General features: G+C 60.7%; 20 protein-coding genes, 1 tRNA gene and 2 rRNA genes. 9 read left to right on the top strand and 14 right to left on the bottom strand.

Annotated features, from left to right (window positions below):
* Positions 1–19: 19 nt before the first annotated feature.
* Positions 20–988 (bottom strand): sugar phosphate isomerase/epimerase family protein, encoded by a 969-nt coding sequence (locus C495_RS14845; protein ID WP_008164343.1) that lies wholly within the window; start codon positions 986–988, stop codon positions 20–22.
* A gap of 163 nt (positions 989–1151) precedes the next feature.
* Here C495_RS14845 and C495_RS14840 point away from each other — a divergent pair, with 163 nt between their 5' ends.
* Positions 1152–1664 carry a twin-arginine translocation signal domain-containing protein gene (locus C495_RS14840; RefSeq protein WP_008164341.1) on the top strand — a complete coding sequence of 171 codons (513 nt, stop codon included), beginning with the start codon at positions 1152–1154 and terminating at the stop codon, positions 1662–1664.
* A gap of 49 nt (positions 1665–1713) precedes the next feature.
* Here C495_RS14840 and C495_RS14835 read toward each other — a convergent pair whose 3' ends face one another.
* From C495_RS14835 to trmB, 7 genes are all read right to left on the bottom strand, one after another.
* Positions 1714–2022: a hypothetical protein gene (locus C495_RS14835; protein ID WP_008164339.1), complete on the bottom strand. Its 309-nt coding sequence runs from the start codon at positions 2020–2022 to the stop codon at positions 1714–1716.
* A gap of 60 nt (positions 2023–2082) precedes the next feature.
* On the bottom strand, positions 2083–3144 hold the full coding sequence (locus tag C495_RS14830; protein WP_008164337.1) for a Gfo/Idh/MocA family protein: 1062 nt from the start codon (positions 3142–3144) through the stop codon (positions 2083–2085).
* A gap of 145 nt (positions 3145–3289) precedes the next feature.
* Complete coding sequence (locus C495_RS14825; protein WP_008164334.1) at positions 3290–4477, bottom strand: ABC transporter ATP-binding protein; 1188 nt, start codon at positions 4475–4477, stop codon at positions 3290–3292.
* A gap of 4 nt (positions 4478–4481) precedes the next feature.
* Positions 4482–5456 carry a carbohydrate ABC transporter permease gene (locus C495_RS14820; protein WP_008164332.1) on the bottom strand — a complete coding sequence of 325 codons (975 nt, stop codon included), beginning with the start codon at positions 5454–5456 and terminating at the stop codon, positions 4482–4484.
* Positions 5456–6487: a carbohydrate ABC transporter permease gene (locus C495_RS14815; RefSeq protein WP_008164330.1), complete on the bottom strand. Its 1032-nt coding sequence runs from the start codon at positions 6485–6487 to the stop codon at positions 5456–5458. Before C495_RS14815 ends, C495_RS14820 begins: the two co-directional genes overlap by 1 nt.
* Complete coding sequence (locus C495_RS14810; RefSeq protein WP_049890375.1) at positions 6477–7949, bottom strand: extracellular solute-binding protein; 1473 nt, start codon at positions 7947–7949, stop codon at positions 6477–6479. Before C495_RS14810 ends, C495_RS14815 begins: the two co-directional genes overlap by 11 nt.
* A gap of 361 nt (positions 7950–8310) precedes the next feature.
* On the bottom strand, positions 8311–9378 hold the full coding sequence (gene trmB, locus C495_RS14805; RefSeq protein ID WP_008164326.1) for an HTH-type sugar sensing transcriptional regulator TrmB: 1068 nt from the start codon (positions 9376–9378) through the stop codon (positions 8311–8313).
* A gap of 160 nt (positions 9379–9538) precedes the next feature.
* Between trmB and C495_RS14800 the strand changes: the two genes are divergently transcribed.
* Together C495_RS14800 and C495_RS14795 are read left to right on the top strand one after the other, a co-directional pair.
* A complete protein-coding gene (locus C495_RS14800; protein ID WP_083902495.1) occupies positions 9539–10549 on the top strand; it encodes a mechanosensitive ion channel family protein in 1011 nt (336 codons plus the stop codon).
* A 92-nt stretch (positions 10550–10641) separates the two neighbouring features.
* The gene (locus C495_RS14795) at positions 10642–11088 is read left to right on the top strand and encodes a universal stress protein (RefSeq protein WP_008164323.1); all 447 of its coding nucleotides are present in this window, start codon (positions 10642–10644) and stop codon (positions 11086–11088) included.
* A gap of 75 nt (positions 11089–11163) precedes the next feature.
* Here the strand turns inward: C495_RS14795 and C495_RS14790 are convergent, their stop codons facing one another.
* On the bottom strand, positions 11164–11574 hold the full coding sequence (locus C495_RS14790) for a universal stress protein (protein WP_008164321.1): 411 nt from the start codon (positions 11572–11574) through the stop codon (positions 11164–11166).
* A gap of 155 nt (positions 11575–11729) precedes the next feature.
* Here C495_RS14790 and C495_RS14785 point away from each other — a divergent pair, with 155 nt between their 5' ends.
* Positions 11730–11966, top strand: coding sequence for a DUF5816 domain-containing protein (locus C495_RS14785; protein ID WP_008164318.1), 237 nt, complete (start codon positions 11730–11732; stop codon positions 11964–11966).
* Between the two features lie 217 nt (positions 11967–12183).
* Positions 12184–12489: a DUF7116 family protein gene (locus tag C495_RS14780; protein WP_008164316.1), complete on the top strand. Its 306-nt coding sequence runs from the start codon at positions 12184–12186 to the stop codon at positions 12487–12489.
* Positions 12490–12516: 27 nt separating this feature from the next.
* Here the strand turns inward: C495_RS14780 and C495_RS14775 are convergent, their stop codons facing one another.
* A complete protein-coding gene (locus tag C495_RS14775) occupies positions 12517–13722 on the bottom strand; it encodes a pyridoxal-phosphate-dependent aminotransferase family protein (protein WP_008164314.1) in 1206 nt (401 codons plus the stop codon).
* A gap of 210 nt (positions 13723–13932) precedes the next feature.
* Here C495_RS14775 and C495_RS14770 point away from each other — a divergent pair, with 210 nt between their 5' ends.
* On the top strand, positions 13933–14133 hold the full coding sequence (locus C495_RS14770; RefSeq protein WP_008164312.1) for a dodecin: 201 nt from the start codon (positions 13933–13935) through the stop codon (positions 14131–14133).
* Between the two features lie 25 nt (positions 14134–14158).
* Here C495_RS14770 and C495_RS14765 read toward each other — a convergent pair whose 3' ends face one another.
* The 4 genes from C495_RS14765 to C495_RS14750 form a co-directional block, all read right to left on the bottom strand.
* Positions 14159–14533 carry a HesB/IscA family protein gene (locus C495_RS14765; RefSeq protein ID WP_008164310.1) on the bottom strand — a complete coding sequence of 125 codons (375 nt, stop codon included), beginning with the start codon at positions 14531–14533 and terminating at the stop codon, positions 14159–14161.
* A gap of 207 nt (positions 14534–14740) precedes the next feature.
* Complete coding sequence (locus tag C495_RS14760; RefSeq protein WP_008164309.1) at positions 14741–14989, bottom strand: hypothetical protein; 249 nt, start codon at positions 14987–14989, stop codon at positions 14741–14743.
* Between the two features lie 156 nt (positions 14990–15145).
* On the bottom strand, positions 15146–16444 hold the full coding sequence (gene hisD / locus C495_RS14755) for a histidinol dehydrogenase (RefSeq protein ID WP_008164307.1): 1299 nt from the start codon (positions 16442–16444) through the stop codon (positions 15146–15148).
* A gap of 58 nt (positions 16445–16502) precedes the next feature.
* Positions 16503–16724, bottom strand: coding sequence for a hypothetical protein (locus tag C495_RS14750; RefSeq protein WP_008164305.1), 222 nt, complete (start codon positions 16722–16724; stop codon positions 16503–16505).
* A 614-nt stretch (positions 16725–17338) separates the two neighbouring features.
* On the opposite strand from C495_RS14750, the gene C495_RS14745 reads away from it, so the two are divergent.
* From C495_RS14745 to C495_RS14735, 3 genes are all read left to right on the top strand, one after another.
* Positions 17339–18595: ribosomal RNA gene (locus C495_RS14745) — 16S ribosomal RNA — on the top strand.
* A 115-nt stretch (positions 18596–18710) separates the two neighbouring features.
* Positions 18711–18782: transfer RNA gene (locus C495_RS14740), tRNA-Ala, on the top strand.
* Between the two features lie 180 nt (positions 18783–18962).
* A 23S ribosomal RNA gene (locus C495_RS14735) occupies positions 18963–21183 on the top strand; the annotation flags it as partial.

The raw sequence follows: 21183 nt of genomic DNA, 5'->3' as shown, positions 1-21183 counted from the left end.
CAGTCGACGAACGGCCCGCTCACTCGGCCCAGTAGGCTTCGCCCGGCTCCGTCTCGAAGATCGCTCGCTCGAGCAGACCGATCGCTTTCGTTAACCCCTCGCGCGAACTGGTCAGCGAATCCTCGTGTTCGATGCTCAACGCGCCGTCGTAGCCAACCATCCGCAGCGTCGAGACGAGGTCCTTCCAGTGGGATTCACCGTGGCCGTAGCCCACCGAGCGAAAGAGCCACGAGCGATTTGGCTCGTCGTCGTAGGCCGTCGTATCGAGAACGCCTTTTTCACGCGCCTGTGACTCGTAGATTTTGGTGTCTTTGGCGTGGAAATGGTGGATCGCGTCACGGTCGCTGAGATACCGGATCGCGTCGGTGATCGTGATGCCCTGCCAGTACAGATGCGAGGGATCGAAGTTCGCGCCGATCCGCTCGCCGGTTTTCTCGCGGAGGCGCGCCATTCCGTGTGGCTCGTAGACCAGCATGTTCGGATGCATCTCGATGGCGATTTCGACGTCGTGGTCGTCGGCGTACGACTCGAGGTCGGCCCAGTAGTCGACTGCGACCTCCCACTGATACTCGAGCGCGTCGGCGTGTTCCGGCGGCCACGGCGCGGTGATCCAGTTCGGGACCTCGTCGGTCGGCCCGCCCGCGGGCAGCCCTGAGAAACAGGTGACGACGCCGACCTCGAGTTGACTCGCAAGCTGGATCGCCTCCCGAAGTTCCGTATCCGCCTGTTCGGCTCGCTCGTCGTTCGGATGCAGCGGGTTGTTGTGCGTCGCCAGCGCGCTGATCTGCATGTCGTACTCCTCGAGCAGATTCTTGACCTCCTGTTGGGCGCTGTCGTCGTCGAGGAACTCCGCTCGCGGCAAGTGGGCCTGCCCGGGGTGGCCGCCGACGCCCGGTTCGATCGCGCCGACGCCGAGGTCGGAGAGATACGACAAGACGCCCTCGAGCGATTCGTCCGCCAGCGGCGGGGTGTGAACGCCGATTTCCATACAGGCCCGGACAACGAGCGGCAAAATAAAACGGGGGCTGGCAGAGAGACGTGAGCCGGCGCGTCTCACTCGACGGGCCAGCGAACGTCAGCAGGAAGCGACCGCGACGTCCCACGCAAGTGTCTGCCAGTGACTTATCTTTCCGACACGACTATCCTAGGCAATGGCCCGAGACAAGCAACTCTCACGGCGGTCAGTGCTGCGTTTCGGTGGCGGAACGGTCGCTGCCGGCCTCATTGCAGGGTGTACCGACGGTGGTGGAGAGGTCGAAGACGATCCCGAAACTGATGACGACCTCGAGGAAGAGGCCGACGATGCCGACCCGCCGGAAACAGGGCAGGACGACGACTGGGAGGCCGTCGAGACAATCGAACTCGAAGCCGACGCCGAAGATGGGTGGGTGGGGCGGCGACCGGACGCGATCGAGGGCGATGAGAACCCTGATATCGCCCTCTATGAGGGCACTGAGTACGAGTTCATCTGGACGAACATGGACGGTGACGGCCACAACCTTGCCATCTGGGATGATGCTGGCCCGATTGTCTCGTCCAGCTTCGTCGGCGACGAAGACGAGACGGTCGAGTTCACGGTTGAGGCAACCGATGAGATGGAGCTGTATCTCTGTGAAGTACACAGCGACGATATGGTTGGCTCGATCGAAATTCGATCCGAGTAGACTGTCCGTGCGCTGTGGCACGCCCGCGAACCGATCTGCCCTCCCTCGTTCACGGCCCAATCCGCCGTCCAGTTCTGGCTATCGTTGATCGTGGCAGCGCCCGCACGAGCGTTGCATCCGGGGTGTATGCGACGCGTTCGGTCGGCGATTTGGTCACGATGATCTTCCAGAACCCGGGCGACTGCAGCGTCAGCTCACATCGCCCGCGCTCGTCTGTTCGCGTGCGTTTCGAACCAGCCTCGACGAGTGCGCCGTCGATCGGGTGGCCACCACGATCTCGAACGCGGATGGCGATCGGGCGTCCAACGGTCACCTCGTGACCACTGAGCTCGAGGACGAGTGGCCGTTCGACTTGCATGTCGGTTGTTCCCACGCCGATGGGGAAAAGCATCGCCCTGCGCATTCTCGCAGCCGGCGCTCACTCGTCGACGACGATGGTGTGACCGTCGTCGCTCGAGCGATAGATCGCGTCGATCACGCGCTGGACGGTGATCGCTTGTTGGACACTGTCGTCGTCCACGTCGTCTCGACTGATCCGGTCGAAAAACGCCTGCTGTTCGTCCGCGTGTGTATCGTTCTGTCGCGTCTCGATGGCCGTGTTCTCGAGGTGGTCCGGGCCGATGTTGCTCGCCGAATGGATGGTCAGCCCTCCCTCGAGCAGGTCGAAGCGGGCGGCCGCTTTCGTTCCGCGGATGACGAACTCGTGAGTCGCCGGTCGGTTCGTCGCCCACGCCACTTCCAGCGAGACCGTTCGATCGTCCACACAGCGGATGAAGGCGCTGGCGGAGTCGTCGACGTCGAAGCCGGCCGGGCCGGCGTCTTCGCCCCACATCTCGAGGTACGCGTACTCCTCGCTCGAGCCGAACTCACTGCGTGTCACGCCGCTGACCTCGGTGACGCCCGGATACCCGAGCAAAAAGAGCGCGAGATCGATCGCGTGTACCCCGAGGTCGATGAGGGCACCGCCGCCAGCGATCTGCCGGCTGGTGAACCACGAGCCACGGCCCGGAATGCCTCGTCGGCGGACGTAGTTGGCTTCGATGTGGGTCACGTCGCCGAACTCACCACGGTCGATTCGGTTGCGGACGATCCGGACCGTGTTTGCAAACCGATTGTTGAAGCCGACCATCGCGTGACCGTCCGATTCGGCCGCCGCCTCGGCGATTCGGGTCGCGCTCTCGATCGAGTGTGCCAGTGGCTTCTCTAAGAGGACGTGGAGGTCGCGTTCGAACGCGTCGACGGCGTATAGTTCGTGATACTTGTTCGGCGTGGTGATGATGATGGCGTTGACGCTGTCGTACAGTTCGTGGTGGTCTTCGTAGACTTCGACCTCATATCGGTGGGCGAACCGCGACCGAGCATCGCTTGAGACGTCCATCCCCCCCACGAGCGGGACGCCGAGTTCGACGAGTCGCTCCGCGTGATACTGGCCGATGTTTCCCAGACCAACGATCCCTGTTTTGATGTCGCTTCGATCCATTGTTTTGGGTGGTGTACTGTGGTCGGTGTCGCACTCGTAAATCCAATACTGCGATACTAAATCGTCGGGGTGGAGGGTCTTCCGTCCGTTGCCAAACGGCTGTCGGCCGGCGGGCCAGTCGTTCGAAAGCGCACACGCGATTGGGTCAGCTATCTGCCTCCGTCGGGGTCGTGCCCGACTCTCGCTGTGAGAGGTCGGTCACGCCGTGGACCAGCGCATCCGACGTCTCCGTCTCGAACAGATGGATCTTCGAGCGGTCGAGGACGAGCTCGAGTTCCTGACCTGCCTCGATAGCCGTATCGGGGCTGACGCTCATCAGCAACTGATCCGATGACGTCGACGGATCTTGTTCCATCGAGCTATCGGCACGCTCGGACAACAGGAGATAGACGAACATCTCATCACCCATCGGCTCGAGGACGTCGCTTCGGGCGGTGATCGTGGCCGTCGGCGCGGCGAGTGAGTCGGCGTCTCTGGTCAGGTAGACGTCTTCCGGCCTGATGCCGAGCGTGACGTCATCACCGACGGTGACGCCCGGAACCTGGGTCGCATCGAGAGCCACGGTGAAGTTGTTCGTCTCGAGGCCGTCCTCGGTGAGCGTCCCGTCGGCGAAGTTCATCGACGGTGAGCCGATAAAGCCCGCCACGAACAGGTTCGTGGGTTCGTTATAACAGACCAGCGGCGGGGCGATCTGCTGGAGTGTGCCATCGTTCAAGACGGCGATCCGGTTGGACATCGTCATCGCTTCGGCCTGATCGTGGGTGACGTAGATGACCGTCGCATCCAGTTCCCGATGGAGACGCTGGAGTTCCGTGCGCATGTGGACCCGCAGCTTCGCGTCCAAGTTCGCCAGCGGTTCGTCCATCAAGAACACGTCCGGATTGCGAACGATCGCTCGAGCGATGCCGACGCGCTGCTGTTGGCCACCGGACATCTCCGCCGGCATCCGCTCTAACATGTCCTCGAGTTGGACGATGTCGGCGGCTTGCTCGACGCGTCTGCGAACTTCCTCGTCGTCGTACTTCCGAAGTCGAAGCCCGAAGGAGATGTTCTCGTAGACGTCCATGTGGGGGAACAGCGCGATGTTCTGAAAGACCATCGCGACCCCGCGGTCTTTCGGGGCGAGGTCGGTGACGTCGTCGTCACCGATGTACACGCGGCCCTCGGTCGGCCGTGTCAACCCCGCGACCGTCTCCATCGTCGTCGACTTCCCACAGCCCGACGGGCCGACGAAGGTGACGAACTCGCCGTCTTCGACCTCGAGGCTGATGCCGTCGACCGCCGTTTCCTCTCCGTACCGTTTCGTGATGTTCTCGAGTCGTACTCGTGCCATTGTGTTACTCTTTGAGTGCGCCTGCAGTCAGTCCGCTCACGATCTTTTCCTGGGCGATGACCACGAGAATCGCGACGGGAATGACCCCGATGATGCTCGCGGCGGCCATGAGGTGGTACAACACTTCGTACTGGCCCTGATAGGCGAGAATGCCCTCGAGGATCGGGGCCCAGTTTTCGGGCTGGCCGTCGGTCATCAGAAACGAGAAAAAGAACTCGTTGTAGACGGCGATAAAGGTCAACACGCCCGCGGTCGCCACGCCGGGTGCCGACAGCGGGATGATGACTCGGAACAGCGCGCCGAGTCGGGTCGTCCCCTCGACGCGGGCGGCGTCCTCGAGGCCGTCCGGGATCTGTGCGTAGAACGTCGTCAGAATAAAGATCGCCAGCGGCATGAAGATCGCCGACAGCGGCAACACCATCGCCCCCGGCGTATTGTAGAGGGTGCCGTCGCCCGTGATCGGCTCGAGGAGGAAGAAGCTGGTGTTGAACAGGTCGTTCAGCGGGATGAAAAACGCGGCTGGCGGGAAAAACGAGATGACGAGCACGAGCAACATGAGCGGGACTTTCCCGGGGAACTCGAGTCGTCCGAAGGCGTAGCCGGCGAGGCTCCCGATGATCAGGACGAGGACCGTCGAGGCCAGCGCGATGACGAAGCTGTTGAACATATACCAGTGGAACGGGATGGTCTGGAAGACTTCGACGAACGCGCCCGGATTGAACCCGTTCGGGGTGAAGACGATGTCCTGAAGTTGTCCTTCCGGCGTCAGTGCGACCATGAGCAGCCAGTAAAACGGAAACAGCGTCGTAAAGAGAAAGAAGATCGCCGCAACGTAGAACATCGCGCGGTAGACCCGTTCGGGGTTTTCGATCGAGTCTGCGGCCCACTGCTGGAACGGACCACGGTCGAGTTCGGCGTTCTGTGCGTCGTCGAAGACGGCTGTGTCATCGGTTTCGGTTCGGGATTGAGTATCCGTCATCAGTACAGTCCTCCCTCGGTGTCGCGGAAGAACACGACGTACACCGAGATGATCAGGCCGATAACCAGTGCGGTCGCGAAGGCGACGGCGGCTGCAGTGGCGTAGATACGGGTGCCGCCGAACATCGCCTCGACGACGAGACAGGTCAGCGACGGCACGGTCGTACAGCCGGCGGTCGACTCGATCAGCCCGTAGACGCGCATCGCATCCATCGTTCTGAACAGCATCGCGACCAACAGGGCCGGCATCACGAGCGGGAGCGTGATCAGTTTGAATCGCTGCCACGGTGAGGCTCCGGCGACACGGGCGACGTCGTAGAGGCTCCGGTCGACGCTCTGGAGTCCAGCGAGGATGAGCAACGCCATGAACGCCGACGATTTCCAGATGTCGGCGACGAGGATGATGATGAACGCGTCCTGACTGTCGGCCAGTGGGTTGGGGCCGAAGATTCCGAGCCACTGCATGAGGTCGCTGCCGAAGCCGACCTCGGGTTGGAACATGAGAAAGAAAATCATCCCCTGGATGACGATCGGGACGGCCCAGGGCAGGATAATCGCCACCCGAACCCAGCGCCGACCGCGGAACTCCTGATCTAACACGTACGCCTGTCCGAAGCCGATGACCGTCTCGAAGACGACGCTGATGACCGCAAACGCGAGCGTGACGAACAGCGCCTGCTGGAGAAACGGCGTCCCGAGGTCGACGAAGGGAAACGACGCCGACACCGTGACATCGAGAAACTGCCGGGCGAGTCGCGCGTTCCCGGTGAGAATGTCGACGTAGTTGTCGACACCGACGAAACCACCCAGTGGCTCCGCTCCTCGCGTCTGATCCTCCCGAAGCGACGTGATAAACGTCGAGATGAGCGGATAGAACGCGATCAGCGTCAACAGTGCAAACGCCGGCAACAAGAGCAGGTACGCGTAGGTCGCCTCGCTCAAGTTCTCCATCCGGTTGATGACCGCGTTCCCGGTCCGGTCCCGGTCGGGCGTCGCGTCTCCACCAGTGAGGGTGTCCGTATCAGTCGCCATCTTGTCCTGCCACCTCCGTCTCGCTTCCCTCGAGGCGCTCTGACAGATCGGCCATCGCCTCGTCGGGTGCTTTCGCCCCGCGTAACGCCGCGTTCACTTCCTGATAAATCAGCGCCGACTGCTCGGGCCAGACGTCGGTCACCGGCCGAGGGATCGCGGTTTCGCTGGCCCGCTGGACCTGGTCCGTATAGCGAGCGATCGGGCCGATTTCCGCTTCGTCAGCCTCCGTTACCAGCTCGATGATCGGCGGCAGAAAGCCCTGGAGTTCGAAGATCGTGAGCATAACCTCCTCGCTTGCAAACGCCTCGAGCACCTGCAGGGCTTCCTCGCGGCGGTCCGTGTACGGGCTGACGACGAGATGCCAGCCGCCGAGTGCGGAGGTCGTGCCGCCGACGCCCTCGTACGCGGCGTCGGCTTCCGAGACCGCATACGGCATCGTCGTCACGCCGAGATCCTCGCCGAACGCCTCGTCCGACCCGGTTTCGGCCATCGCGAACGACCAGTTTCGGTGTGCAACCGCGTTGCCGTCCGCGAACGGGCCGAGTGACTCCTGTTCGGACCACTGGACGATCGCCGACGGACAGATCTCCGCGTACTCCTCGAGTGCGTTCGGGTCGTCCGCGTCGATGAACGTACGCAGCATCCGAATCGCGTCGACGACGTGCTCCTCGTCGACCGTGATGGGGCGGTCGCCGGCGGCGAACAGCGTGTCCGTCCCGCCGAAGTACGCCCCGCCCCAAGACGTCATCACTTCGTTGAACGAACAACAGGACAGCCCCTCGTAGGCGTCTGCCTGTGTCGTAAAGCCGTACGCAACGTCGCTGTCGGTCATGGCGTCGCTGACGGCCGTCGAGAACTCCTCCCACGAGGGCGGTTCCTCGGCCCAGCCGCCGGTGTCGTGTCCCGCGTCCTCGAGGAGATCCTGTCGATACAGCATGAACCCGAGGTCGGGGAACATCGGCAGCGCGTGGAGGTCGTCCGTCTCCGGATGCCGGGCCGTCTCGAGTGCCGCCTCGAGATACTCGGTTTCGACCATCTCGAGGGTCTCATCCGAGAGTTGCTCGCTCAGGTTGGTCGTCTGCTCTCGCAGAATAAACGGAATCGTCCAGCCGCTGTCCATCATGTGGATGTCGGGTGGAGCGCGACCAGCCTGAAGCGCCGATTGAGCCTCTTGCATCCGTTGTACCGAGTCGCTGACGACGGTCTGGATCTCGACGTGAATGTCCTCGTCGAGTCCGGCGTCCCAGAGCGCCTGCTGAATCGAGGGCTCGTCACCGTCGCTGTACATGATGCCCTCGACGTCCGTTGCAGCGGTCATCACGACGGTTCCCGGGTCACGGGTCCCGCCGAGACAGCCGGCCACGGCGACCGTCCCAACCGCGGTTGCGACTGATGCGGTCCGTAGAAACGACCGCCGTCCGACGCGAGGACGACTTTGCTGCCCAACGATATCACGTCCCATGACCAGTGATCCGTCCACACCATGGGACATATATGTTGGCGATAAATGGTGTAATAAACTGAAACTGTCAGTATATCGATTGCGTTACGACCACCCTGCTCGGGGATTCGAACCACCGCTGGAAACCGATCCGAACTCCCGAGTGCGACTGCATTCGGGCCGATATCCACCTGTGAGGGGCGGCCGGCAAGTGCCTGCAGACGAACAATTAGCTGGCAGCAAGACGAAACGTGGGGCAACGAGACGGACGGTCTCGAGGCTGGTGGGAGCGAGACCGTCGACTCACTCGCTCGAGGTGTCGATTACTCGGTCTCGAGGCTGGTGGGAGCGAGACCGTCGACTCACTCGCTCGAGGTGTCGATTACTCGGTCTCGAGGACCGGCGGTTCGTTGCGGCCGATGTGGATCTCGTGAGCCTCGACGTCTTCTAAGGCGGCGACGCGGCCACCGACGGTGACCTCCTCATCGTCTTCGTTGATCAGCGTGAGCGACGCGACTTCCTCGCTCACTTCGAACGAGACGTCGAGGATGCGTCCGCGGACGATACGCGGGCCACCGACTTCGACGTCTCGACCCTCGATCGTCGCATAGAACTCGCCACCTTCTTCCATGATGTCTTTGACACAGCGGCGGATCGAGGCGTACTTCCGGGGATAGCTCCGGGCACTGCCGTCCTCGCCGAGGGTCCGCTCTGCGGTCGTCCAAAGCACGGTTCCGAAGAATCCGGAGACGAGGAACCCAAGCGCCGAGCGGTTGAAGATGACGCCGTAGCGGTCCTGATCGTCACGCAATGCGTCCTGTGTCGCATACATCGAGTAGTTCCCGTCGGCGACGGCGATGACCGGCGTCGTGATCCCCCGTCGGGCGCGGGCCGTCGTCGCAACCTCACGATAGTCGAACTCGTCCGGCTCGGGAGCCTCCTCCGCCGGCGTCACGATCAGATCAACGCTGACACCCGCATCGACGGTCGCTTTCAGGTCGTCTTCGAACCGGGTCAACAGGTCCGGTGTCAGCGACAGCGACAGTTCGTAGTCGGCGTCGTCGATGACTTCCTCGAGGTAGCGCAGAATCGTCGAGCGGGATTTGACCAACGAGACAGCCTCGGTGTCTCGCGCCGGCGCGGTGTACCGGCTCTCGAGTTCGTTGATCATCTCCGCGAGCGAGGTCTGGACGTTTTCGAACGCCTCCTCCGGATTGATCGCGACGACTTTCATCGGTCGGGATTCACGGAGTTCGACAAGCCCGCGGTCGCTCAAACTGCGCACCGTGTCGTAGACGCGCGGCTGTGGGATATCCGTTCGATCAGCGATTTCGCTCGCCGTGAGCTGTCCCTGCTCTAAGACGGTCAGATACGCGTCAATCTCGTACTCGCCGAGATTAAATCGCTCCCCGACCTGCTCGACGGTCGAGCGAAGTTCGTCTGGTGCCATACAGGACCGTATGCTCCCGACGGATAAATGATTTATTATGCACTGAGTAGCACCTGTTTTCGAAATTGGGTTGTTTTCGTTTCACGACTCGTGTGGCCGACTGGCCATCGTAAACGGTGGGGTCAGAACGCTTAACCACTGTGGGAAAGAGTGTCCGGGTATGCGCGGGGTGTTGCAAGCAGACGAGAGCGAGGCGACCGAAGGGGTCCGGGACGTGCTTCCGTTCGACGTCTCCCAGCTCACCGTCGATCTCGCACTCGCGGTTCTCGTGGTCGTCATCGGCTGGTATCTCTCGAAACTCGTCGTTCGGATCGCCGGTCGGACGGTTGCTCGCCGGATCGAACGCCCCAGCGTCACACGGACCGTTCTGCGCGGCGTCCGGATCTCCGTCCTGTTGCTGTCAGTGATCAGTGCGGCGTGGATCCTCGGACTCGGGAACACGGAGATCCTGCTCTCGGTGACCGTCATCTCGGCCGTGATCGCAGTCGTTCTCGCACCACTCGTCGGGAGTCTGATCAACGGCTTTTTCATCCTCACCGATCGGCCATACGAAATCGGCGACATGATCGAGGTCACTGACGAGGGCCATACGGGATTCGTCGAGGACATCACGATCCGCTATACGAAGATCTTCACCCTCCAGAACACATTCATCGTCATCCCGAACGCCGACATCCACGAACGGGACGTGATCAACTACTCTGCCGAAGACGAACGCACTCGTATCTCCGTGACGTTCGAAGTTACCTACGACAGCGACCTCGAGACCGCGCGAAAACAGGCCGAACGAGCCGCCAGAACCGTCGACACCGTTATCTCCGGCGGTCCGGATATCCGGATCGGCAGCGCCCGTTACGCCGCTGCACCGGTCTGTAACATCGACGAGTACGGCGATAACGGCATCGCGCTCGAGATCTACTTCTGGATCAAACACCCCTACAAGCAGGCCGTCGCCCGGTCGGACGTTCAGTCGGCGATCCGCAACCGGTTTGCCGACATCGATGTCGAGTTCGCCTACCCACGTCGCCACCACGTTTTCGATGAGACCAGCGGCGTTGCCCGACTGGCCGTCGACGGTCCCGACGCGGCCCGACGCAACGACGACTGGGACACGGAGCCGGATACCACTCCACAACACACGACCGAGTCCGGACGCCAGCCGGATCGGTGACGACGCCGCCGGTCCCAACGCCACTCCCGTCACGGTGGGATTGTGGTGGTGTTTTATACGATCACCACACCAAGTCATGCGATAGCTCACAGATGTACGACAATATCCTCATTCCGACAGACGGGAGCGAGACGGTCGCCGAAACGCTGACTCACGGCCTGCCGATCGCCGAAACCAACGAGGCGACGGTCCACTCGCTGTACGTCGTCGATAGCCGAATGACCGCTGCAGCCAGTGGCGACACCAGCACCGACCTCGAGCGAGCACTCGAGGCGGATGGGCGAGATGCCGTCGACGCCATCGAACAGGAGGCCGAACAGCGCGGCCTCGACACCGTCACCGACATCCAGAAGGGAACGCCGGCGAAGACGATCCTCGAGTACGCCGACGAACACGATATCGACCTGATCGTCATCGGAACACGCGGGAAGAGTCCGCGGGAGAAGGTCACGTCACTCGGCAGCGTCTCGGAGCGAGTGGTCGACAACGCCTCTATTCCGGTCTTCGTCGTTCGCGACGCCGGCACGGACGGAAAGTAATCAGCGCTTACGTCGGTGCGGTCACTGGCTGTGTCCGACTGCACGCGCACCGACTTCGACTGTCGTCCGACACCGTTAGGCCCGTGTGCTTTCGACCGTAATAACCTCACAATCGAGATGCGTCCGCAGATACCGATCGATGTTCGGGTTATCGGTAAACCGCTGGAAGATCCGCCGGAGTCGACTCGCCTGTTTGCTCCCGATGACGACAGCGTCGGCACCCTCCGCTGCCACTTCGTCGAGAATACTCTCCTCGACGAGAAACCCGGTCCGGACGACATACCGCGTGTTCTCGAGTCGACCGAACGTGCTCTCGACGGCGTTTTTCAGATCGATTCGAGTCACTTTCTTCCCGTTCTGATAGAGATCGACGTGCAACACCGTCAGTGCTGCATCTCGCTCACGAGCGACCTCGATTGCCCGCTCGAGCGTTCGTCGCGAATGCTTTGACAAAGGATATCGAACGGGAACCACGACCAACGACATTACCCAATCGAACGGTACCCTGCCGGGTAAACCTTTCAGTTAGGATAGTCTCGAGTGTGAGTAATTACCATGGGTATACTCGGGCGATCGCCGACGGCGGTTCGGGCCGACATCGGACAGACAATCATTTACCGCGAGCGTGGCTAGACGAGACCATGCAACCATGGCCCACTGACGATGGGACCGTCTACGTGTCACAGCGAGACGGCGACAAGGGATCCAAGGGTCCGTTTCTCGTCGCATACGAATCGAAAGACGCGGACGAGCGGTACGGCTGGTTCTGTACGAACTGTGAGAGTTTCGATAACGCGATGGACTCGATGGGTCGGATCAAGTGCAACCAGTGTGGGAACTTTCGAAAACCCACCGAGTGGGACGCGGCCCACGAGTGAGCGATCGACGGGCCGTCCGACAGCGTCCGTCGGACGGCGGTCGCCTGCACCGAGTGCCGGTTGACGATTGACAGTCAGATCGTGTGTCTCGTTCGGAGTTGTACGCTATGTTCCCGCCTGAGTGCCAACTCGTTTGCACAGGGTGGCAATCTCTTGTTACGTGCCAACATTTATTATGGGCGGTCGCGTACGTTTACATCGAATGGGTCCTGTTAACATGCGACTCGTCGAGCAGGCCAGGTCGATCTTCGCAGAGCTTGGGTACACCGTTGAAGGAAACGGCCCGAAGTTCCGTGCCGAACGTGACTGGAAAGTCGTCCACGTGAGTACCGTCCTCGAGACCGGAGAGCTGCCGACCGGTTCCGGACAGTTCCACTGTTTCGTCGCTCAGCCAGACGATGCAGATGATCTCGAGAAGACACTCCAGAGCGTCAACCCTGCCTATGAGTGGGCGATTATCGTCGTCGACGGGGACGACTATCAGGTCGAACGTGCCCCGCCAGGACCGCGAATCTCCGCCTAACAGTTCACAACCGACCCCCGCTTTCCGCTATTTTTCGAGCGCGTTCCGTGCCGCCGAGACGCCGACTCCCGGATCGACGTCTGCCCCCATCGACTCCAAGACGTCACCGAGCGCCGCCACCACGTAGATCACGTTCTTCGGGCGTGCGGAGTGACCCATACAGCCGATCCGGAAGATCTCGCCCGCCAAATCGCCGAGTCCGCCCGCGATCTCGAGGTCATAGCGCTCGAGCAGTTCGGCACAGACGTCGCCGTCGTCGATTCCCGCAGGAACACGGACGGCGTTGAGACTTGGGAGCCAGTACTCATCGGGTGCGTTCATCTCGAGGCCCATCGCTTCGACGCCGGCTTTCAACGCGCCGGCAACCCGTTCGTGGCGTGCCCACCGTTGCTCGATGCCTTCCTCGGCGACCAGCCGCAGCGCCTCACGGATCGCATAGACGTTCGTGATCGGTGCCGTGTGGTGGTAGGCGCGTTCGTCGCCCCAGTAGCCCTCGAGCAAGGAGAGATCGAGATACCACGACCGGGACTCCTCCTCACGTGTGAGGACCTTCTCCATCGCCGCGTCCGAAAGCGTCAGTGGGCTCGCACCGGGCGGACAGGAGAGACACTTCTGTGGGCCCGAGTAGGCAACGTCGATCCCCCAGTCGTCGACGCGGAGTTCGACCCCGCCGAGTGAGGTGACGGTGTCCGCGATCACGAGTGCATCGTGGTCGTGTGCAGCGGCGGTCAGTTCGGAGACGTTCGGCTGAAGGACGCCCGTACTCGTCTCGGCGTGGACGAAGCCGAAGACGTCGGGGTCGTGTTCGGCAAGCGCGTCGGCCACATCGTCGGGCTCGAGTGGCTCGCCCCACGGGGCGTCGACTTCGACGACCTCGCCGCCGGCCCGGCGAGCCATCGAGGTCATCCGGCCACCGAAGTAACCGTTCGTCGGGACGAGCATCGTATCGCCCGGCTCGACGACGTTCCCGATCGCGGCCTCCATGGCAGCGGAGCCGGTCCCCGAGACCGGAATCGTCCACTGGTTGTCCGTTCGGAACGTATACCGCAGCAGTTCCTGCACTTCGTCCATGATCTCGACGAACGAGGGATCGAGATGGCCCACGAGCGGGGTGCTCATCGCCCGCAGGACGCGTGGATTGACGTCGCTCGGCCCCGGCCCCATCAGTGTTCGATCCGGCGGCGTCAGTTCACCGATCTCTGCCACATCGATCGTCTTGTCAGCACCAGTCATGGGTTCCAGTGAGAGCGGCACCTCAAAAACGTTCACGCATTACTGTGGACGAACCGAGTCCAATCGGTTCGTAGCCGCCGTTCGATACCCGTTGCTGTCAGCCCGACACCGTCTCATCCGTTCGTTCGAGCATGACTCGTCTCAAAAACAGTGATTATTGCTATCACTAGCCATACATTGAAGACGAACCACGGTGTACGTCTACGGGCAATGGTATTCAAAAAGATCACACTGATCGGAACGAGTCCAGACAGCTTCGATGCGGCGGCCGACGACGCCATCGACCGGGCCGAAGAAACCCTCGAGAACGTTCACTGGATCGAAGTCGACGAACTCGGGGTCGAAGTCGCAAGCGCCGACGACCGACAGTACCAGGCGGAAGTCACCGTCGCCTTCAAACTCGAGGAGTAATACTGTCTGGCAGAAAAACGAGTCGCTACGTCCGGAACGATTCGCCACAGCCGCACTCGCTGACGACGTTCGGGTTTTCCACGTGGAACCCTTCGGCCTGCAGCCCGCTTTCGTAATCGAGGACACTGCCCTCGATGTATTTCAGGCTTGCCGGGTCGACGAAAACACGGAGCTCGTGGTGATTGTAGATCGTGTCGTCGTCATCAGGTGCATCGTCGAATCGCATCCCGTATGACAGTCCCGCACAGCCGCCCTGCTGGACGAACAGCCGGAGACCTGCCTCGCCCGCGTCGAGCCCTTCGCCCTCGAGCAACGCGAGCGCTTGCTCGGCTGCCGTTTCGGTCACTTCGATTTCGGGACGCGTCTCTGCGTTCCCGCCGTCCATGCTGTCCGTGCTCATGTGTATTCAGTACTGTCGCGACGATGTTAACTGTGACGCCCGTGGGCCCGCCTTCGTGCTCCGTTCTGCTCGCCGCACCGGGGACGGCTCATACGGTCTGCTGGTCACTGCCCGACGCTCACCACCCGTGCTCGGGACCGCAGCCACCCAGTTTGGACTGCACAACCCGGACATGCGCATCCACGTCGACATCCCGCCTCGCCCACATCACTTGCCGTACGTGGTCACGTGTCGCTGTACCGTCTGGTAGTACGCTCCGAACTGCCGTTCGTCGTTTCGGGAGAGTTCGATATCGTGTTCCGCCAGTAACTCGAGCATCCGCCGTGGCTCACACTCATACCACATCGAGAGCAGCCGGACGTTTTTCTGTGCGTAATCGTAGTTTCGCTCGAGTACACGCCCCTCTGTCGGGTCGACGACCGACTCGCGGTCACGTTCGTGCTCATGCCGTGACATCTCACCTGCTACTCCGGGACCCACTACCGTAAAACTAGGTCGTCGTGTGCTGGGCTGGCTGACACGGCTCCCGCCGATCAGTGTTCGATCCACCCGCGACGCGTGCGGGCCCATGGGGAGAGCAGGACCACGGCCCGTCCGAACCGTGCTCCCGTGTTAGGCCTGCTCATCGTCGATATCCTCGAGTCGACGGCGAACGCTTGCCGCGTGTGCCTCGAGTCCCTCGGCGTCCGCGAGCGTCGTGATCGTCTCGCCGATCTCCGAGAGGCCGTCCGCTGAGAGCCGCTGGACAGTCGTCGATCGGAGGAACGTTTCGACCGAGAGCCCACCGGTCACGTGTGCACTGCCGTTGGTCGGGAGCACGTGGTTGGTCCCGCTTGCGTAATCGCCGGCCGCAACGGGCGTGTTCGGGCCGAGGAAGACACTCCCCGCGCTGTCGATCCGCTCGAGGAGCGATTCGTCGTCCTCGGCGATGATCGAGAGGTGCTCCGGCGCGTACGATTCAGTAAAGAGGATCGCCTCGCTCATCGATCGCGCCAGCAAGACACCGCTTGCCTCGTTGTCGAGTCCGGCCCGAATTATGTCTTCGCGCTCGCGCGACGCGACCTGTTCGTCGATGGCCGTGGTGATCGCTTCCGCGGTCTCCTCGTCGTCCGTGACGGCGACGACCGACGTGTTCGGATCGTGTTCGGCCTGAGCGATCAGTTCCGTTGCGACGTACTCCGGGTTCGCCGTCTCGTCTGCGATGACAACGACCTCGCTCGGCCCCGCAAGGAAGTCGATTTCGACGTCCCCTCGAACCTCGGCTTTGGCTGCCGTCACCCACTTGTTCCCCGGTCCGACGATCTTCTGCACGCGCGTGACCGTTTCGGTGCCGTAGGCGAGTCCGGCGATTGCCTGTGCACCACCAACACTGTAGACGGCATCCGCGCCGGCAGCGTGAATGGCCGCCAACGTAACAGGGTTGAGTTCGTCAGCCGGCGGCGTCACGACCGTAACGTGCTCGACACCGGCGACGACAGCCGGCACGACCCCCATAATCGCACTCGATGGGTAGGCAGCCGAGCCGCCGGGAACGTAGACACCGACACGATCGAGCGGGCGAAACCGTCGGCCAAGTTCTCGTCCCTGACTGAACTCCTCGCGCCAATCCGCCGGCAGTTGCGCTTCGTGGAACTCCCTGACGTTTGCGACTGCGGTCTCGATCGCCTCCAGCAGGTCCGCATCGAGCTCGTCATACGCGCGCTCGCACTCGTCCGTAATCGTAATATTTCCGAGTTCAACGTCATCGAACTTGCTCGTGAACTCTCGGACGGCGACGTCGCCTTCTTCTCGAACTCGGTCGACGATCCCGCGTACGTCTCCCCTCACCGCCTCGATGCCAGCATCTCGGTCGAAGAAAGCAACACGCTCGTCCGGGCCGAGATCAGCCAGCTCTCGCACAGCTACTGTCATATCGGCTCGTTCGAGTGGGACGCGAAAAACGGTTTCCTTCCACTGACGGTCCTGCTTGCTACGTTTCGCTGTTCTCGATGTTCCAGACACCCACCATATCCAGTGTCGCTCTGATGAAGAGGTAGCCCACGATCACGAACCCGATGGTCGCAAACGGTGCTTGCAAGACATCCGCGACACCTCGCCCGAAGACGAGCTGGCTGAATCCACGAACGAAAAAGCTCAGCACGACGAGCCCGAGTCCGACCACCGCGAGTTTGACGAACCCCTCTCGATCCATATCTCACTGTTCACCTGTACTCGCTAAATCGTATCGGTTATCTCCCCCTGACACACCGTTTCTCGAGACTGTTCAACACGAGCCAGACGCCGCTCGAGACGACGGCCTTATATGTTCTTGTCTCCTTCGGTATAGTACGAAGAACGCTTCGCCGGATGCGACTTCCGGTGACGTTCAAATTCGACGCCCTTAAGTGTACAAGGCGATTCGGATGTGAATGCAAAGAAGCGTGATCGACGGCGCGTTCAATCCGCGCCGTCATCTCGGATCACTCGAGTTCGAAGGGGTTATGTACTCCCGACGGCTTAGAAGTAGATCCGAAGGAAATGAGGATCCNCGTGATCGACGGCGCGTTCAATCCGCGCCGTCATCTCGGATCACTCGAGTTCGAAGGGGTTATGTACTCCCGACGGCTTAGAAGTAGATCCGAAGGAAATGAGGATCCTACCCCTGCGGTCCGCCGTACAGATGGGATCTGATGTTAGCCTTGGTAGTTCGGTGACGCCTGATCGGTCGTCGATCGTGGTCACCGAACGTGGACCCATTTATGTGTGAGTGTGTATNAACATTCACCGCCAAATGAACCCTCCCGACAATGGTCGGGAGTATATAGCATTCCGGTTGATCCTGCCGGAGGTCATTGCTATTGGAGTCCGATTTAGCCATGCTAGTTGTACGAGTTTAGACTCGTAGCAGATAGCTCAGTAACACGTGGCCAAACTACCCTATGGATCCGGACAACCTCGGGAAACTGAGGCTAATCCGGAATACGATTCTCAAGTTGGAATTGCTGAGAATCCGAAACGCTCNAACGGCCCACCGTGCCAATAATCGGTACGGGTTGTGAGAGCAAGAGCCCGGAGACGGTATCTGAGACAAGATACCGGGCCCTACGGGGCGCAGCAGGCGCGAAACCTTTACACTGCACGCCAGTGCGATAAGGGGACTCCGAGTGCGAGGGCATATAGTCCTCGCTTTTCACCACCGTAAGGAGGTGGTAGAATAAGTGCTGGGCAAGACCGGTGCCAGCCGCCGCGGTAATACCGGCAGCACGAGTGATGACCGCTATTATTGGGCCTAAAGCGTCCGTAGCTGGCCGCGCAAGTCTATCGGGAAATCTGCCCGCCTAACGGGCAGGCGTCCGGTGGAAACTGCGTGGCTTGGGACCGGAAGATCCAGAGGGNGAGGGACGAAAGCTCGGGTCACGAACCGGATTAGATACCCGGGTAGTCCGAGCTGTAAACGATGTCTGCTAGGTGTGTCACAAACTACGAGTTTGTGATGTGCCGTAGGGAAGCCGTGAAGCAGACCGCCTGGGAAGTACGTCCGCAAGGATGAAACTTAAAGGAATTGGCGGGGGAGCACTACAACCGGAGGAGCCTGCGGTTTAATTGGACTCAACGCCGGACATCTCACCAGCATCGACAATGTGCAGTGATGGTCAGTGTGATGAGCTTACCAGAGCCATTGAGAGGAGGNGGTAGCTGGGTACATTAGGCGGACTGCCAGTGCCAAACTGGAGGAAGGAACGGGCAACGGTAGGTCAGTATGCCCCGAATGTGCTGGGCGACACGCGGGCTACAATGGCCACGACAGTGGGATGCAACCCCGAGAGGGGACGCTAATCTCCGAAACGTGGTCGTAGTTCGGATTGAGGGCTGAAACTCGCCCTCATGAAGCTGGATTCGGTAGTAATCGCGCCTCAGAAGGGCGCGGTGAATACGTCCCTGCTCCTTGCACACACCGCCCGTCAAAGCACCCGAGTGAGGTCCGGATGAGGCCGCCGCAACGGCGGTCGAATCTGGGCTTCGCAAGGGGGCTTAAGTCGTAACAAGGTAGCCGTAGGGGAATCTGCGGCTGGATCACCTCCACAGACCGAGACCGGGGCGTNGTTCACGTTCGATTGACCCATCGTTGGGCCGATCGGGCACCTTAGAACTACCGAGGCTAACAAGTATATCTCTGTCCGCCCGTCTGGGCGGACGTGGGCCCATAGCTCAGTGGTAGAGTGCCTCCTTTGCAAGGAGGATGCCCAGGGTTCGAATCCCTGTGGGTCCATGACTCGTGCCGGTCACAGATCCGTGCCCTTAAGTGGGAGACGGGATNGTGGGAAGGGTCAATGCAGGCCGGCCGTCTACCGGCGTGCAGATGAGACCGTGTGTACGTGTAGTCCAGGCGTCCACTGGACCCGTTCCCGGGTCACTTAACGTGTTACACTTCTGTGTAACGCCGATCCGATGAACGTGGCTACTGTGCCAGCTGGTGGATCGCTCGGCTTGAGAGCTGAAGACGGACGTGCCAAGCTGCGATAAGCCCAAGGGAGCCGCACGGAGGCAAAGAACTTGGGATCTCCGAATGGGAATCCCCACCGCAATTGCTTCGCGCAATGGGGAACGTCGAGAATTGAAACATCTTAGTATCGACAGGAAAAGAAAACGAACGTGATGTCGTTAGTAATGGCGAATGAACGCGACACAGTCCAAACCGAAGCCTTCGGGCAATGTGGTGTTCGGACTGACGATCACTTCTCGAAAGANTCGTTAGTAATGGCGAATGAACGCGACACAGTCCAAACCGAAGCCTTCGGGCAATGTGGTGTTCGGACTGACGATCACTTCTCGAAAGATGACAGGAAGTCTCTTGGAATAGAGCACGAAACAGGGTGACAGTCCCGTAGTGTCGTCGAGTACGGAACGAGTCAGCTCCAGAGTATCGGGGGTTGGATATCCCTCGTGAAGATCGCGGGCATCGACCGCGAAGACTAAACACTCCTCNCCCGTATTGAATGAATCAGGTGCGAACCTGTAGTAAGCCGTATGGGAAGCCGGTGTTCTGTCGTACGTTTTGAAAAACGAACCAGAGAGTGTGCCTGTTTGACGAGTCTAACCGGATCATCCGGGAAGGCGTAGGGAAACCGATATGACCGCAGTGCTTTGCACCAGGGTCACCGTGTTCAAGCGCGGGGAGTCAAACGGGCACGACCCGAAACCGGACGATCTNGAAAGGCCCATCGAGTCCGGAAACAGCTGGTTCCAACCGAAACATGTCGAAGCATGACCTCTGCCGAGGTAGTTCGTGGGGTAGAGCAACGGATTGGGGGACCGCACTCCGAGAGGAGTGCGCCCCCCTGTCCAACTCCAAACCTACGAACGCCGTTAGACGCAGGGAGTCCGGTGCGCGGGGTAAGCTTGTGTACCGTGAGGGAGACAACCCAGAGCTGGGTTAAGGTCCCCAAGTGTGGACTAAGTGCGATCGAAGGTGGTCTCAAGCCCTAGACAGCCGGGAGGTGAGCTTAGAAGCAGCTACCCTCTAAGAAAAGCGTAACAGCTTACCGGCCGAGGNGAGAGATCATGTGGACCGTGCAGCAACGAAAATTCTGGTCATAGTAGCAGCGTTAGTCGGGTTAGAACCCCGACGGCCGAACGAGTAAGGGTTCCTCAGCAATGCTGATCAGCTGAGGGTTAGCCGGTCCTAAGTCAGCCCGTAAGTCGAAGCTGACAACAGGGAGATAGGTTAATATTCCTATGCCAGTGTGCACTCAAAGCCGACGCTTTGGGGCCGCCTCTGCCGGGNAGCACACTGTCCGTACCGAGATCCGACACAGGTACTCGTGGCGGCGAAAGCCAAGGTCTGTCGGGAGCAACCGACGTTAGGGAATTCGGCAAGTTAGTCCCGTACGTTCGCAATAAGGGATGCCTGCCTCGGAAAGAGGCAGGTCGCAGTGACTCGGGCGCTCCGACTGTCTAGTAACAACATAGGGGACCGCAAATCCGAAAGGACTCGTACGGTCACTGAATCCTGCCCAGTGCGGGTATCTGAACACCCCTTACAAGGGGACGAAGGACCCGTTAACGGCGGGGGTAACTATGACCCTCTTAAGGTAGCGTAGTACCTTGCCGCTTTAGTAGCGGCTTGCATGAATGGATCAACGAGAGCGCCACTGTCCCAACGTTGGGCCCGGTGAACTGTACGTTCCAGTGCGGAGTCTGGAGACCCCCAAGGGGAAGCGAAGACCCTATAGAGCTTTACTGCAGGCTGTCACTGAGACGTGGTCGCCATTGTGCAGCATAGGTAGGAGCCGNCATTGAAATACTACCCGATGGTGACTGCGACTCTCACTCCTGGCGGAGGACACTGGTAGCCGGGCAGTTTGACTGGGGCGGTACGCGCTTGAAAAGATATCGAGCGCGCCCCAAGATTTCCTCCCTCGGGTCGGAGACCCGAGGAAGAGCGCAAGAGCAAAAGGAAGTCTGACAGTGTCCGGCACAACGACGGACGCTGACGCGAAAGCGTGGTCTAGCGAACCAATTAGGCTGCTTGATGCGGCCAATTGCTGACAGAAAAGCTACCTTAGGGATAACAGAGTCGTCACCCGCAAGAGCACATATCGACCGGGTGGCTTGCTACCTCGATGTCGGTTCCCTCCATCCTGCCCGTGCAGAAGCGGGCAAGGGTGAGG

Source organism: Natronorubrum sulfidifaciens JCM 14089 (genome assembly GCF_000337735.1).
In the GTDB taxonomy this organism is placed as follows: Archaea; Halobacteriota; Halobacteria; order Halobacteriales; family Natrialbaceae; genus Natronorubrum; species Natronorubrum sulfidifaciens.
Note: the sequence above shows the minus strand (reverse complement) of the source record. Positions and strands in the feature narration are given on the sequence as shown.

Excerpts from the sequence above, each read along its gene's own strand:
- C495_RS14760 (WP_008164309.1), bottom strand. The coding sequence starts at position 14,989 with ATGTCACGGCATGAGCACGAACGTGACCGCGAGTCGGTCGTCGACCCG.
- C495_RS14830 (WP_008164337.1), bottom strand. The coding sequence starts at position 3,144 with ATGGATCGAAGCGACATCAAAACAGGGATCGTTGGTCTGGGAAACATC.
- C495_RS14810 (WP_049890375.1), bottom strand. The coding sequence starts at position 7,949 with ATGGGACGTGATATCGTTGGGCAGCAAAGTCGTCCTCGCGTCGGACGG.
- C495_RS14820 (WP_008164332.1), bottom strand. The coding sequence starts at position 5,456 with ATGACGGATACTCAATCCCGAACCGAAACCGATGACACAGCCGTCTTC.
- C495_RS14790 (WP_008164321.1), bottom strand. The coding sequence starts at position 11,574 with ATGTCGTTGGTCGTGGTTCCCGTTCGATATCCTTTGTCAAAGCATTCG.
- C495_RS14775 (WP_008164314.1), bottom strand. The coding sequence starts at position 13,722 with ATGACTGGTGCTGACAAGACGATCGATGTGGCAGAGATCGGTGAACTG.
- trmB (WP_008164326.1), bottom strand. The coding sequence starts at position 9,378 with ATGGCACCAGACGAACTTCGCTCGACCGTCGAGCAGGTCGGGGAGCGA.
- C495_RS14800 (WP_083902495.1), top strand. The coding sequence starts at position 9,539 with ATGCGCGGGGTGTTGCAAGCAGACGAGAGCGAGGCGACCGAAGGGGTC.
- hisD (WP_008164307.1), bottom strand. The coding sequence starts at position 16,444 with ATGACAGTAGCTGTGCGAGAGCTGGCTGATCTCGGCCCGGACGAGCGT.
- C495_RS14825 (WP_008164334.1), bottom strand. The coding sequence starts at position 4,477 with ATGGCACGAGTACGACTCGAGAACATCACGAAACGGTACGGAGAGGAA.
- C495_RS14785 (WP_008164318.1), top strand. The coding sequence starts at position 11,730 with ATGCAACCATGGCCCACTGACGATGGGACCGTCTACGTGTCACAGCGA.
- C495_RS14835 (WP_008164339.1), bottom strand. The coding sequence starts at position 2,022 with ATGCAAGTCGAACGGCCACTCGTCCTCGAGCTCAGTGGTCACGAGGTG.
- C495_RS14770 (WP_008164312.1), top strand. The coding sequence starts at position 13,933 with ATGGTATTCAAAAAGATCACACTGATCGGAACGAGTCCAGACAGCTTC.
- C495_RS14795 (WP_008164323.1), top strand. The coding sequence starts at position 10,642 with ATGTACGACAATATCCTCATTCCGACAGACGGGAGCGAGACGGTCGCC.
- C495_RS14765 (WP_008164310.1), bottom strand. The coding sequence starts at position 14,533 with ATGAGCACGGACAGCATGGACGGCGGGAACGCAGAGACGCGTCCCGAA.
- C495_RS14780 (WP_008164316.1), top strand. The coding sequence starts at position 12,184 with ATGCGACTCGTCGAGCAGGCCAGGTCGATCTTCGCAGAGCTTGGGTAC.
- C495_RS14750 (WP_008164305.1), bottom strand. The coding sequence starts at position 16,724 with ATGGATCGAGAGGGGTTCGTCAAACTCGCGGTGGTCGGACTCGGGCTC.
- C495_RS14840 (WP_008164341.1), top strand. The coding sequence starts at position 1,152 with ATGGCCCGAGACAAGCAACTCTCACGGCGGTCAGTGCTGCGTTTCGGT.
- C495_RS14845 (WP_008164343.1), bottom strand. The coding sequence starts at position 988 with ATGGAAATCGGCGTTCACACCCCGCCGCTGGCGGACGAATCGCTCGAG.
- C495_RS14815 (WP_008164330.1), bottom strand. The coding sequence starts at position 6,487 with ATGGCGACTGATACGGACACCCTCACTGGTGGAGACGCGACGCCCGAC.